The organism is Clostridiales bacterium FE2011, assembly GCA_017569305.1.
Lineage (GTDB): Bacteria > Bacillota > Clostridia > Christensenellales > Aristaeellaceae > Aristaeella.
The window spans coordinates 214,356-228,601 of the sequence record CP069418.1; the positions used below are offsets into that span (position 1 = coordinate 214,356).

At 55.9% G+C, this 14,246-nt stretch carries 12 protein-coding genes; 7 read left to right on the plus strand and 5 right to left on the minus strand.

The features are described from left to right. Window positions 1–37: 37 nt before the first annotated feature. From JRC49_01000 to JRC49_01010, 3 genes are read right to left on the minus strand one after another with little or no spacing between them, the layout of a single operon-like run. Window positions 38–1,021, minus strand: a complete 984-nt coding sequence (locus JRC49_01000) for a sugar ABC transporter permease (protein ID QTE71437.1) — start codon at window positions 1,019–1,021, stop codon at window positions 38–40. A 34-nt stretch (window positions 1,022–1,055) separates the two neighbouring features. Further along, window positions 1,056–2,285 (minus strand): hypothetical protein, encoded by a 1,230-nt coding sequence (locus JRC49_01005; protein QTE71438.1) that lies wholly within the window; start codon window positions 2,283–2,285, stop codon window positions 1,056–1,058. Then, window positions 2,282–3,544: a Gfo/Idh/MocA family oxidoreductase gene (locus JRC49_01010; GenBank protein QTE71439.1), complete on the minus strand. Its 1,263-nt coding sequence runs from the start codon at window positions 3,542–3,544 to the stop codon at window positions 2,282–2,284. Before JRC49_01010 ends, JRC49_01005 begins: the two co-directional genes overlap by 4 nt. A 284-nt stretch (window positions 3,545–3,828) precedes the next feature. Here JRC49_01010 and JRC49_01015 point away from each other — a divergent pair, with 284 nt between their 5' ends. From JRC49_01015 to surE, 7 genes are all read left to right on the plus strand, one after another. Beyond that, the gene (locus tag JRC49_01015) at window positions 3,829–4,839 is read left to right on the plus strand and encodes a LacI family DNA-binding transcriptional regulator (GenBank protein QTE71440.1); all 1,011 of its coding nucleotides are present in this window, start codon (window positions 3,829–3,831) and stop codon (window positions 4,837–4,839) included. A gap of 191 nt (window positions 4,840–5,030) precedes the next feature. Beyond that, on the plus strand, window positions 5,031–6,077 hold the full coding sequence (locus JRC49_01020) for a PhnD/SsuA/transferrin family substrate-binding protein (protein ID QTE71441.1): 1,047 nt from the start codon (window positions 5,031–5,033) through the stop codon (window positions 6,075–6,077). A 103-nt stretch (window positions 6,078–6,180) separates the two neighbouring features. After that, window positions 6,181–6,945, plus strand: a complete 765-nt coding sequence (phnC, locus tag JRC49_01025) for a phosphonate ABC transporter ATP-binding protein (protein QTE72757.1) — start codon at window positions 6,181–6,183, stop codon at window positions 6,943–6,945. A gap of 122 nt (window positions 6,946–7,067) precedes the next feature. Then, entirely contained in the window at window positions 7,068–7,922 is an 855-nt protein-coding gene (gene phnE / locus JRC49_01030) for a phosphonate ABC transporter, permease protein PhnE (protein QTE72758.1), read from the plus strand. Between the two features lie 13 nt (window positions 7,923–7,935). Then, a complete protein-coding gene (locus JRC49_01035; GenBank protein ID QTE71442.1) occupies window positions 7,936–8,823 on the plus strand; it encodes an ABC transporter permease subunit in 888 nt (295 codons plus the stop codon). Between the two features lies 1 nt (window position 8,824). Further along, a complete protein-coding gene (locus JRC49_01040) occupies window positions 8,825–10,312 on the plus strand; it encodes a bifunctional metallophosphatase/5'-nucleotidase (protein QTE71443.1) in 1,488 nt (495 codons plus the stop codon). A gap of 21 nt (window positions 10,313–10,333) precedes the next feature. Beyond that, complete coding sequence (gene surE / locus JRC49_01045) at window positions 10,334–11,041, plus strand: 5'/3'-nucleotidase SurE (protein ID QTE71444.1); 708 nt, start codon at window positions 10,334–10,336, stop codon at window positions 11,039–11,041. Between the two features lie 73 nt (window positions 11,042–11,114). Here surE and JRC49_01050 read toward each other — a convergent pair whose 3' ends face one another. Further along, entirely contained in the window at window positions 11,115–12,200 is a 1,086-nt protein-coding gene (locus tag JRC49_01050; protein QTE71445.1) for an ABC transporter ATP-binding protein, read from the minus strand. A 1-nt stretch (window position 12,201) separates the two neighbouring features. Further along, complete coding sequence (locus tag JRC49_01055) at window positions 12,202–13,812, minus strand: iron ABC transporter permease (GenBank protein ID QTE72759.1); 1,611 nt, start codon at window positions 13,810–13,812, stop codon at window positions 12,202–12,204. Window positions 13,813–14,246: the final 434 nt, after the last annotated feature.

A 14,246-nucleotide genomic window follows, 5' to 3' on the forward strand; every position in this document is an offset into this window, starting at 1 on the left:
CTGGAGTGGTGCTTTTCATGATGTACCGCAATACTCATCAGAACAGTCCCTCCCCGTCATTGATCTTCTTTGCCGCGCTGTTGGCAAGGAGAATCAGGATCAGGCCCATGACGCTCTGGCACAAACCAATCGCCGTACTGAAGCCGAAGCCCATCGTTTTCATGGAGGTGTAGACGTAGGTATCAATAACCGATACCGCGTCCAACAGGGTGCCGTTCTGTCCCACCAGGCCCCAGATCATGCCCATATCGCCGTAGAAAATCCGGCCGATACTCATCAGTGTCAGGATAACCACCTGGGGTTTCAGCATCGGGATCGTCAGGTACCGGATCTGCTGGAACCGGCTGGCCCCGTCGATGGTGGCTGCCTCGTACAGGCTGCCGTCAAACCCGGCCATCGCTGCCATATAAATGATGGAGTTGTAGCCGGCCCACTTCCACACGTCCAGGAAAATGACAATTGCTTTCCAGTATTTCGGTTCAGCGTACCAGCGGATCGGCTGGGATCCAAAGGCCATCAGCAGTCGGTTGGCCACGCCGTTTGCACCGGTCAGGATCAGTTCTCCCGTCTTCCGGTCAATCCGGAAATTAGCTGTCATAAAGCCGTACAGGATGGCGCCCACAACGACCCAGCTCAGGAAGTAAGGGAAGAACATTGCGCTCTGGCTGACCTTTTTAAAGGGTCCGTTCTTCACTTCGTTCATCGCGATGGCGATGGTGATCGGTACGATCGTGCCGAAGATCAGGCCCCAGAAGTTGATAATCAGCGTATTCTTCACCGCGTTCCAGAAATAGGGGTTCCCTTTCAGGAAATAGGTGAAATTCTGAAAGCCCACAAAGGGAGATCCGTATATGCCGTCAACAACGTTGTATTTGGTGAAAGCCATATACATACCGCCCATGGGCAGGTAGGCAAAGGCGAGAAGAAGCAGCAGCGCGGGGACGCACATCAGGTACAGTGTCCGGTTATGTTTCATTTCCCACCGGAAACCGCGGGTCATCGGCGTAACGGTTCTCTGCATGACTCTCTCCTCCTTTCAGCTGTTTTTCATCGTTTCAGGTTTCATAGGGATCTTCGCCGATCCGGGAAACCTCTTCCCGCAGCAGGAACATTCCCGTGGTATGGAACCGGTCTCCCCTGTCCCACACGGCAAACATGCCGCGTTCCAGGCTGTTCCGGGGCGTCAGCTTCCGGTGGTCCGCATGCTCGTCTCCGAGCACTTCCAGCCTGATCATCCGGTCTCCTTCTTCTACCGGGTAACAGTAGAACTGCTTTTGCACCCGTACAATGTTCCGGTCAGGTTTCACAATTTCCCGCAGTCCCGGATCATACAGCCAGGATTCACTCCAGAATCCGATATAGTTGTATTCGGGATAATACCTGTCGTAGAAGGCCAATGCCTGCTCACAGCTGCTGCGCACCCGCTCCGGCGTATAGCCTTCTCCGCCCGGGATATGCAGTGCCAGCAGGAAATCGTCGTCTCCCAGGGCTTTCCGCCAGATCTTTTTATCCAGCATCACGATCTCCGGAGAAATCCTTCCCTCCGGCAGGACCCGGTTGCCCCATACGGCGTCTTCCGTCTCCATAAACTCGGTGATAAACGCTTCCGGATCCCGTACGCCGTTCACGCCGTCGATCTGGCCGTCCCTCCGCACCCGGACACCCGCGTGCCACAGGGCCACAACCTCTCCGGTCTCCCGGTTCCTCCAGGCCTCCGGGGATCCTCCCCAGCGATATGGAATGAAGTAGAACCGGTCCAGGAAGAAAATCTGGCAGCAGTAAAAGTTCATATCCCAGGGATAATCGTCAAAATTGATGTCCCCGGTCTCCACATATTTCTTCAGCTGCTTCCGCGTCATCCGTTCCGGAATATCCTCGTCGTATTTCTCCGGGATTCCGCGGGCCCGCAGGGCTTTCCGGCCTTCCAGCACACACAGCTGGGTGTACAGGAATGCGTAGGCTTCCCTCGCGAATCCGGTCAGGCAGTCCGGCAGGGGCTGATAAAACTCCACCGCGTGGCACCGGACCAGGCCGCGAACGGCATCCTTCGCCATGATGTGGGCCAGCTCCACCAGTTCCGGCACGGCGTTGGCTGCGTCCAGTGCGTCCAGCAGTGCCTGCTGTTTGGCTTCCGGCACCTGGTTTGTGTTCAGTACCTCGAGAAGTGTTTCCCGGGGCAGCAGCTCCTTCGCGTCCGTCTCCAGATCCCCGATGTGTTCTTCCATTGCTTCAGGAATCAGGTCGCCCGTAACCTTCAGCAGTTCGTTCAGTCTCTCTCTTGTCATGCCTGCGGTTTCCTTTCATGCTTCCGCCGGAAATCTGCAATACTGATCACATTCCCCGTCAGCCGGGCTTCTTCCGCCGCGCAGGCCATCATATGGCTTTCGACCGATTCGTGAATATCCGTGGAGGATTCGCTCAGTTTGCCTTCCAGCATGGACAGGAAGTCTTCCACAATACCGCTGTCTCCGCCGCTGTGTCCGCTGGTGCTTTCTTCCGGACGAATAATCTCGGTTTCAGCCTCTTCCTTCCAGTTGCTTGCGAAATGCGTGATTTCAATCACGTTGTCTGCTTCGCTGGCCCGGATCTCACCGTTTTCACCCATGATCTTGATCGTCCGGGTCATCCTGTTGGTAAATCCGCTCAGGTTGAAAGTCGCGGTCACTCCGTTTGTGAAACGGAGGATGGACACCTGGTGGTCACATACATTGTTGTCGCAATGGTATACGCAGCGGCCGTACGGACCTGTCCTGATCGCCTCCCGGAGTCCTTCCTCGCTCTGGTTCTCTGTCAGCACGGTGGCCGGCCAGTCTCCTGCGATCGGCAGGTAGCAGCGGTAAGCGCTGAACCGGCAGCTGTCTTTCAGCGAGCATTCCGCGCAGCGTTCCGCCGCGTTCTCCGGTGCGTTCTCCGCCTTGAAATAGGTCAGGTCACCGAAGGAGGAAATACTTTCGCATTTGCTTCCCGTCAGCCATACCATCAGGTCCATGTCATGGCAGGATTTCTGCATCACCAGAGGGCTGGCCAGGTCGCTCCGTCTCCAGTTGCCCCGTACAAAGCTGTGGGCAATGTGGAAGTTGCCGATGTTCTCGTTATGCTGGATCGTGATCACCCGGCCGATCTTTCCGTCTGTCACGGCTTTTTTCAGTGCCCGGAAAAAAGGGCTGTACCGCAGCACATGGCATACAGTCACATGCCGGCCGGTTCTCACTGCGCATTCTTCAATAGCGAGCGTTTCTTCCGGATCCGGTGAAATGGGCTTTTCCAGGAGCAGATGGTATCCTTTTTCCATCGCCGGAATAGCTTCCCGGTAATGATCCCGGTCCATTGTCGCGATGATGGCCGCGTCACCGAGTTTCGGCAGCGCCAGCAGATCCTTTCCGTTGAGGAAACGTCGTTCCGCCGGAATGCCGAACAGATCGCCCGCAATCTGGCGCTTCACTTCATCCGTTTCCGCGACAGCGGCAATCTCATGACCCATTTCCAGGGCATATTTAGCGTAAATCATTCCACGCTGCCCTGCACCGATTAATACAAACTTCATATCCGGTCTCCCTGATGAAACTTTCATTTTTGTTTACTAAACATTATCATATGTTTCAATGACTGTCAACAGGGAATTTTGGTTGGCATGGGCCGTTTCTTCATTATTTTTAGTCAATGTAACATATATTTTTTGTTTCATAAACAACTTGACACACCGCCTTTCTTCCTATATCATATTGCCAGACTCCGGCGGATACACAGCGTTTGATCATACGAAACACCGGATCATCTGTTCCGTTCCCATATTGTATTTTGCCCTGCCGGCAGAAAGGACGAAGCTTCATGGCGAATATCCGTGACGTGGCCCGCCTGGCCAATGTTTCCCCCGCTACTGTCTCCCGTATTCTGAATGACAATCAGATTTACAAGACGACGGATGAAACACGCGAGAGAGTGCTGCGCGCTGTGACTGAGCTTGGTTACCAGGCTCCCGTGAAAAAGCGCCCCCGGCCGGATCAGTCTGATACCTCCGGTTTTTCTGTCGGTGTGCTCCTGGCCACCACCAAAGGTAAATACAGTGATCCCTACTATCTCGCCATTCTCAGCGGCATAGAGGATGAACTTTCCCGCCTTGGCGGCACCGTTTCCGTCATCCAGACAGAGCAGGAGCTTGAGGATCAGGCCATCCTGAATCGCCTGCTGGGTGCCGGCCTTTCCGGCCTCATCATGATGCGTCCCCTGTCTGAGCCGCTGTTTGAACAGCTCCATTCCCTCATTCCGCATATTGTCGGAATTGATACCGGGCATATGCCCATTGATAACGTGGAATATGATCACCTGCGGGTCAGCAAAATGGCTGTGGAATACCTTTACAGCAAAGGGCACCGGTCCATCGGCTATATCGGCGGCAGTGTCGGAGACGCCCCGTTGAAGCGTTCCCGCCGTTACCGCAGCTACCTGGAAACCATGGCGGATCTCGGTCTGGAGGTCAGGCCCGAATGGGTGCTGAACTGCGACTGGGATGACCGAAAGTGCATTTCCCTGGTTGAGAAGACTTACCATGAACACGGCCTGCCCACCGCTTTCTATGCAGCCAGTGACCTGATGGCCATGGCCGCCCTGCGTGCCCTGTATCAGCTGGGGATCCGTGTTCCGGATCAGGTTGCGGTCATCGGCATGAGCAATATTGAGATGAGTCAGTATGCCAACCCACCGCTGACCACCATCGACGTCCCGGCTGTCGAAATGGGTATCACCGCCGCCCGGATCATCGCCAGCCGTGTCCGGGGAGACACCACGCTGCCCAAGCGTGTTCTGCTCCCCTCCCGCCTCATTGAGCGGGATTCCGTATGACATCCCCTTTTCTCCCCCATAAACGCAGAGCCGGCAGCGCTGCCGGCTCTGTCTTTTTTTCCTTAAATTTATACTTCTGCGCTTTTTCAGATATAGTTAGAACTTCGTAATACTTTCTTTATGTTTGTATTGCATAATATGTACATGATCCAATACATAATTGAATCATATATTAAGGAGGATGGTATACCATGAAAAAACTCACCGCCCTGCTTCTGGCAATTGTTCTGCTTCTCGGCTGCGTTAGCGCCCTGGCTGACAATGTCAAAATGGACAAGCTGACCCTCGAATTTGTTCCCTCCAAGGACGCTGACGTGATTATCACCGGCACCAAGAACCTGCCCGACCTGCTCAAGGCTGAAATGGCCAACCAGGGCTATGATATCGGCGAAGTGGAAATCACCGTCGGTACCAACTACAACGCCACCGGTGAAGCCATGGGCGCCGGTTCCATCGATATCGGCTGGCTGCCCGCCGGCACCTACGTCCTCTACAGCGATGAAACAGACGTCATCCTGACCTCCACCCGCGCCGGTCTGTCCAACGACAGTGAAAATCCTGCCGACTGGAACGGCGACGCCAACAAGACCACCGGTGACTCCAGCAATCAGGTCGGTTTCTACCGCGCCCTGATCTATGCCACTCCCTCTGCCTACGGCAAGGAACTGGCCGCCAAAGTCAACGCCGGTGAAGCCCTGACCTGGGATGACCTGAACAAAGCCAACTGGGCTGTCGGCAACAACTCCTCCTCTGCCGGATATATCTATCCCACCATGTGGCTGATGGATCACTATGACGGCAAAAAGCTCACCGATCTGGAGCATGTTTCCTTCGGCATTCAGTATGGCGACCAGTTCGCGCAGGCTGCTGCCGAGCAGGTGGACATCATCGTGTGCTACGCCGACGGCCGCCGCGACTATGAAGCCGCCTGGATGCTGCCCCTGGGCGAGACCGATCCCACCGGCAAGGCCGGCATGGGCCGTACCGACACCATCTGGAATGAGCTGAACGTTATCGGCGTCACCCCCGGTATCTACAATGACACCGTGGCCGTTACCAAGGCGAAGCCCGAGATCTACAATCCCGAGTTCATCGCGGCCATCCAGGACGCCCTGATCAACATTATCAATACTGAAGAAGGCAAGGCCATCTTCTCCGTGTACAGCCACGAAGGTTACAAGAAGGCTGTTGACAGCGATTACGACGCCACCCGTAAGGCACAGGAAGTCGTGAAGTAAGATCGCTCACCGTCCGGGCTGCTGCGTGCGTTCACGCCGCGCGGCAGCCCGGATTTTTCAGGTTTATGGATTAATTACAGGCGGCACAGCCGCAGAAGAAGGAATCTCCTTGATTGAATTCAAACATGTCAGTAAAACCTATCCCAACGGCGTAAAAGGCCTGAAAGATGTGAACCTCACCATCGATCAGGGCGAATTTGTTGCCATCATCGGCCTTAGCGGTGCGGGCAAATCCACCCTCATCCGGACCATCAACCGGATGATTGATATCACGGAGGGACAGCTGACCGTGGACGGCACAGACGTCATGACCCTGAAGGGCAAAAGTCTCCGCCGTTTCCGCCGGAAAATCGGTATGATTTTCCAGTCCTTCAACCTGGTCTCCCGCTCCACTGCCATCAAGAATGTGCTGACCTCCATGGTGCCTGATATGCCCTGGTGGAAGGTTCTGCTCGGCATTTTCAGCAAGGAGCAGAAAATGCATGCCCTGGAGGCGCTGGATAAAGTCGGCATCCTGGACAAGGCTTATACCCGCTGCGACCAGCTTTCCGGCGGTCAGCAGCAGCGCGTTGCCCTGGCCCGCACCCTGAACCAGACGCCCACCATCATCCTGGCGGATGAACCTGTAGCCGCGCTGGATCCTGTCACTGCCCATCAGGTCATGGGTGACTTCAAGCGCATCAATGAAGAAATGAACATTTCCATCCTGATCAATATCCATCATGTGGACCTGGCGCTCAAATACGCTACCCGCCTGATCGGTATCCGCGCAGGTGAAATTGTTTACGACGGGCCTGTGGATCAGGTTACCCAGGAGATTCTGGATTCCATCTACAACGGCGCTTCCATTCCCCAGGCGGGCGATTGAGGAGGCGGCATATGAAAAAGAAAGCCGCAGCGGGATACCGTGTCCCGCTTTTCGACCGCGTTTTCAAACCCAAAACCATCCGTCTGTCCAATGGGCACAGCGTACAGCGGCCCCGTTCCCGGATGCCGCTGATTGCCGTGCTGCTGGTTGCCATGGTCTGGCTGAGCATCAAGCTGACCGGTTTTGACCTGGGCATCATTGCCCGGCGGGGCCATCAGTTTGTCGTCATCCTGAGCCAGATCTTCTCCCCGGATATCTTCAATATTCAGGAGTCCACTTTCACAAAATTCGGCATTGATCCCGGTGCCGTCAGCCTGCTGTCCGTCTTCGACGGCCGCTGGTGGCAGGCGCTCTGGCATACCATGACCGGATCCTTCGCGCCGAAGGTTTTCAGCCCGCTCTGGGATACGCTTCGTATGTCCATCCTGGGCTCCTTCATCGGCGCCACGCTGGCACTGCCGCTGGCCGTTGCGGCCTCCACCAATATTAACCGCAACAAGGCCACCGTATCCGTAATCCGGCTGCTGCTGAATATTCTCCGCACGCTGCCCACCCTGGTGGTTGCAAAGATCTTCGCCCTGATCTTCGGCCTGGGCACCTTCGCCGGCACCCTGGCCATCCTGGTTTTCACCCTCGGCGTCATCTGCAAGATGATGTACGAATCCATCGAAACCATCGATATGGGCGCCTTTGAGGCCATGGAATCCTTCGGAGCCACCAAGCTGCAGGGCTTCTGGTCTGCCAGTATGAAACAGATCCTGCCCACTTATCTGAGCTACAGCCTCTACGCGCTGGAAATGAACGTGCGGGCGGCTTCCATTCTCGGATACGTCGGTGCGGGCGGTCTGGGTCTGCTGATTGATGAGCGGATCGGCTGGCGTGACTATAACGGTCTCGGCACGGTGTTGCTGATGCTCTTTATCCTGGTTGTCAGCATTGAGAGCCTCAGCCAGTACCTGCGCAAAAAACTGAGTTAAGGAGGGCGGAAACATGAGTGAAAAGAATAAAATCCCGGTTGTTCCCCGCCCTCTGAGCATAGAGGAAACCTACACACAGCGCCCGCGCCGCTGGTGGCTGTACACGCTGGTTGTAATCATCGTTGCGCTGCTGCTGGTCTGGTCCGCCAGCGGTGTTGAATTCAAAGGCATCGCCACAAAGGGATCTGAAGTTGCCCGCGGTATTGCCACAGGCCTGACCCATCCGGACTGGGACCTGCTGCTGGGGCGGATTACGGAGGATACCTCCGTCACAGAGATCGCCGGCATCACCATTTCTACGGAAGGCGTGCCCTATCTGCTTTTCCAGACCATCGCCATCGCCTTCCTCGGTACGTTGATCGGCGGTATCCTGGCCATTCCCTTCAGCTTCCTGGCCTGTGACCGGATTGTCCCCAAATGGCTTGCCCGCATCTTCCGCGTGCTGATCCTGCTCATCCGTACCATTCCCAGTCTGGTCTGGGCGCTGGTCTGGATCCGCGTCACCGGTCCCAACGCCTTCTGCGGTGTTGTCACCCAGAGCGTCTGTTCCATCGGTATGATCAGCAAGATGTACATCACCGCCATCGAGGATCTGGATGTACGTATTCTGGAATCCCTGGACGCCTCCGGCTGCTCCGGTTTCCAGAAGATCCGCTGTGGCATCATGCCCCAGATCATTCCGAATTTCATTTCCACAGTAATTTACCGGTTCGATATCAACATGAAGGACGCCACTACCCTGGGCATCGTCGGCGCCGGCGGTATCGGCGCCCCGCTGATCCAGTGCATCACTTCCAGCCGCTGGAGCATGGTCGGTGCCTATCTCTTCGGCATGATCCTGCTGATGCTTGTGATTGAGTGGCTTTCCACCCGGATCCGGAACCGTCTGACGAGAGGCTGATATGTCACCGCTGCTGACTGTATATTTCACATCGGATATCCATGGATATCTGTATCCCACAAACTTCCAGAATAAGGAGCCCCAGCCCATGGGGCTTCTTTCCATGCGCTTTCCCAAGGATGAGAACACGCTCGTCATCGACGGCGGTGATATGCTTCAGGGTTCTCCCCTGACTTATTTCGGCCGTTCCGAGGGTGTTGACATACCGATTGCCCGGGCCATGAATGCCCGGGGGTATGATTACGTCACCCTCGGCAATCACGATTTCAATTACGGCCGGGAAAACCTTCTTCGCTATCTCCGTGAGCTGGATGCCCAGTGTCTCTGTGCCAATGTGGATGATCTCCGCGGGGAGCTTCCGCTGCTACCCTGTGCCGTCCGTACCCTCGGCAACGGCCTTCGTGTCGGTCTTGTCGGGCTGGTAACCAACTGGATCAACCGCTGGGAGAAGCCTGAAAACCTGGTGGATTTTTCCGTTGTTTCCCCGCTGGAACGCGCGAAAGCCGCCGTGGCATCCCTGGAGTGTGACGTGCTCATCGGCATTTATCACGGCGGAATCGAGCGTGATCCGGAAACCGGGAAGCTGCTCTCATCCACGGATGAAAACATTGCCTGCCGCCTGTGCGAGGAGCTCCCCTTTGACCTGCTGCTGACCGGTCACCAGCACATCCCGCTTGCCGGTGCCCGCTGGCACAATACTCACCTTGTCCAGACGCCCTGCAATGCCGCCTCGTATATCCGGGTGGAAATGGACGCGGACCAGCACTTTACTTCTGAGTTGTGTCCTGTTCCGGATCATGCGGATTATACGCCGGAAGAGGCCGCCCTGTTCGGCAGGCTGAATGAATGGCTGGACCATCCCATCGGTCACCTTTCCCGTTCCCTCTGGCCGGAAGACAAGCTGAAAATGGCGATGGAAGGATCTCCGATTGCGGATTTCTTCAATCAGGTTCAGCTCTGGGCGTCCGGTGCCCGCGTCAGCTGCACCTGCCTGGCCAATTCCGTCCGCGGCTTTGACAAAAATGTAACAGTCCGTGATGTGGTGGCCACCTACGTCTATCCCAACACCCTCAAAGTGCTGGAAGTCACCGGTTCCATCCTTCGTCAGGGGCTGGAGCAGTGCGCGCGGTATTTTGACCGGGATGCGCAGGGGCATCTTGCCATCAGTGAAGCCTTTCTCCGGCCGAAGGAAGCACATTTCAATTACGATTATTTTGCCGGGATCGAATACACCTTTGACCTCACCCGTCCCGCCGGCCGGCGGGTGGTTTCCCTTACCTGTGAAGGCCGGCCTGTACAGGATTCAGACGCCTTCACCCTTTGTATGTGCGATTACCGTGCCACCGGAGCAGGAGACTTCGACTTTTATCTCTCCTGCCCGGTCGTCCGGGATATCCAGACGGACATTACTGAACTGATCCTGCGGTATCTGGAGGAGCATGACCCTGTTGAGATCCCTTCCAGCCATCCGCTGACCGTTCTGACTTGACGATTGCAGACAGGATTGTTTATGAAAAGAATTCTCATTACCAATGATGACGGCATCCGTTCCTCCGGGATTATCCGCCTGGTTGAAGCAGCCCGTGCTCTCGGAGAAGTGACGGTTATTGCTCCTGACCGGGAACACAGTGCCAAGGCCCACAGCATTTCCATCCTGGAGCCGGTCGATTTTATGCCCTATGCGTTTCCCGTGCCGGGCGTAACCGCCTGGGTCTGCAGCGGCACGCCTTCAGACTGTGTGCGCGTCGGCCTGGCATATCTCCTTCCGCAGAAACCGGATCTGGTTCTTTCCGGTATCAATTGCGGTTTTAACATCGCCTCTGATATTCAGTATTCCGCTACTGTGGGCGCCGCGCTGGAAGCCGCCCATCAGGGAATCCCTGCTGCTGCTTTCTCGGAACCCTATAATCCGGATCACTCGGTCACAGACCGTTTCCTTCCCGATGTTCTGGAGCTTCTGGAAGAGTTGCTGCCCGGGCGGGACGAAATCCTCAATATCAATTTCCCGCTCGCTTCCTGCAACGGCATTCTCACCGGCCGCACCGTGTCCTCCGGTTCTATGTTCCGTGGAAGCTATCAGCTCACAGAGCGGCTTCCGGGCGGCGGTCTCCGCCTGTCCGCGGAGTGGGTGCCGGATGACGCCTGTGACGACGGCTCTGATTTCCAGGCCGTTCTGGATCATTACATTTCCATCGGCGTCGTCCGGAATATCGGTTAATCAGCAGAATATAACAAAGAGCCGGCCAGAAGGCCGGCTCTGTTTTTGTCTGTGTCTGCAGGCAGTTTCCGGATCAGGTTGCCAGCAGGTGCGCGCATTCGCTGCGGAAAGAGATGTACGCCTCGTCTCCCACCTGATAGGTTTTCCGGCCGATCGGGCAGTTGTCAGCGATTTTCACCAGCGTATCGCCGACCCGCACATGGTAATTCTGGTAGGAACCCATGAAGCAGCTCAGCTCCACCTTGCAGGGCAGCTGTCCCTGGTCGGCAATCTCAATCGCTTCCGGGCGAAGGACAATCTCGGCGCTGCCGATCGTATCCCTTTCAGACAGGACTTTGACCGGATGTCCGTAGACATCGGCGATCACATCGTTTCCTTCCCTGCCGGTCACTGTACACGGCAGGAAATTGCACTCGCCGATAAAGTCGGCGACAAACTCGCTGTTCGGATGATAATAGATCTCCGTCGGGGAACCCATCTGGGCAATGACGCCGCCCTTCATCAGGATGATGTTGTCGGAGATGGCCATTGCTTCGCTCTGGTCATGGGTCACGTAAATGGCGGTGATGCCCAGTGCCTGCTGGATGCGGCGGATTTCCGTACGCATCTGTACCCTCAGCTTCGCGTCCAGGTTGCTCAGCGGTTCGTCGAAAAGCAGCACGCCGGGTTCCACAACCAGCGCCCGTGCCAGTGCCACGCGCTGCTGCTGTCCGCCAGAAAGCTGGTTGGTCATCCGCTGTTCCATATCGGAAAGCTCCACCAGCTTCAGGATGTTCGTGACTCTTTCCTGGATTTCATCCTTCGGCACTTTCCGCAGGCGCAGTCCGTAGGCCACATTGTCAAACACATTGTAGTGCGGGAAAAGCGCATAGCTCTGGAAAACCATGGCCGTGTCGCGCTTGTTGGGCGTCAGCTCGTTGATCGGCTCCCCGCCCAGGTAAATCTCTCCCTCGTCCGGACTTTCAAAGCCCGCGATCATGCGCAGGGTCGTCGTCTTGCCGCAGCCGGAGGGACCCAGCAGCGTCACAAAGCTTCCGGGTTCAATGTCCAGTGCCACGTCGTGCACGGCATAGAAATCCTTTCCCGTCTTGGGATCCTTGTAGATCTTTGAAATATGATCCAGGCGAACTCCCTTGGGCTCTTTCTTGTTCGCTGCCATATCACTTCACCTCTCCCTTGATCTTTTTGCTCGTACCAAAGTATTTCAGCACCGTATTCATGATCAGGATTGCCGCGTAGGTAATCAGGATCAGGATGGTGGCGTAGGCGCATGCAACGCCGTATTCGCCCTTCTCGGCATATTCGTTGATCCGGCAGGTAATCAGCAGGAACCGCGGGGTCACCAGCAGGATCACCGCGCTGATGGCGGTAATGGACCGCACAAAGGTGGTCACCAGGCCGGAGAAGAAGGAATCCTTGATCAGCGGCAGCGTCACGGTCATGAATACCTTTCCGCTGCCCGCGCCCATATCGTAGGCCGATTCCTCAATGGATTTGTCAATCTGCCGCAGGGCTGAAATACCGCTGCGGGTTCCCACAGGCAGGGACCGTACCACAAAGACAATGATCAGGATCAGGCCTGATCCGTAGATTCCCTGCAGGAAACCGGTCCTGAAAACGCCTCCGGCAAATCCGCGGATAAATCCAACGCCCAGCACGGTTCCGGGAACGGCCATGGCCAGCATGGACACAAATTCGATGAAGCCTTTTGCCTTGAATTTCCGCTTGACCACCAGATAGGAAATGATCATGGAAAGCAGTGCCGTCACAGGAGCGGCAATAATAGAGAGCACGAAAGAATCCTTGAATGCCTGCCATCCGCGCTCGCGGAACATCTGCTCAAACCACTTGAAGGAAAGGGAATAATCCCTGCCCCACAGCTTGAACAGTGCGCCGAAGGGAACCGCGATATACATCAGGATAACGAACACTGAAACCGCTGTGCACAGGACCGTCAGCGGATAACGGACGCTCTTGTCCTCAATCAGCATCCGTCCCCTTGAGGCCTTGCCCGTCAGCGTGGCGGCCGTCTTCTTCTCCAGCACATACTTCTGGATCAGGAACAGCACCAGCGTCAGGCCAAGCAGTACCACAGCCATGGCGGAAGCACCGTTGATATCGTATGTACCGCCGGTAATCCGCAGGTAGATCGTCGTCGCCAGCGTGTCATAGCTGCCGCCGATGATCATCGGGTTTGCGAAGTCCGCCACGGATTCAATGAAGGTCACCAGGAACGCGTTTCCGAGTCCGGGCAGAAGCAGCGGCAGCGTCACGGTCGTGAACACTTTCCACCGGCTGGCGCCCATATCCCGGGCTGCTTCTTCCATGGAGGGATCGATGTTCTTCAGCAGGCCTTTCAGCATCAGGTAAACCACCGGGAAGAAAGTGAGGGTCTGAACGATCGTGATGCCCCAGAGTCCGTAGATGTCCGAGTCATAGATTCCAAGGACCATCCGGGTGATCAGTCCGCTGCGGCCGAAGAGCAGCATCATGGAAAGGGACAGCACAAACGGCGGGGATACCACCGGCAGCAGGGAAACAACGTCAAACAGCTTTTTCGTCATCCGGCTGCGGATATGGACGTAAACGTCCACATAGGCAAACAGGAGGCCGATCAGCAGGGATCCCAGTCCTGTCAGGCAGCCCAGCAGCAGCGTGTTCCTCAGTGCGTTGTTGAAGGTATAATCGCTGAAGATCCGCGGGAACGCGTCCAGCGTCCAGTTGTCTTCATGCAGCTGGATGCACAGGTCGCTCAGCTCGATCCCGTCCATCTTCTTGATAACTCTGCCGTTGGCCCTGTATGTCTGCGGAACTTCCTGTACCTGGGTCAGCTGGTCCAGGGCAATATAGACTGCCTTGTCTTTGCTGTTCACCGTTTTGAGATAGAGCGTATTGCCCTTCTCAACGTCGTTCATCGTTGCCCGGCCGGCAAACAGACCCGTGGAATTGTACACGGGTACAATTCTCTCCTCTACGCCTTCTGTTGGCGATGTCAGCTTTACGCAGACCGGAGAACGGCTGTCGCTGATCTCTTCACCTTTTTCAGAAACATAGACGATTTTTTCTCCACTGACCAGCGGTTCAATGGAATACAGATGTGTATCGCGTACCAGTACGCTGTCCATCAGCAGCATGGCAAGCGGATAAAGAATAAAAAGAGCCAGAAAGATAATAAGCGCAATGATTGTAATCACCAGAACCGGAT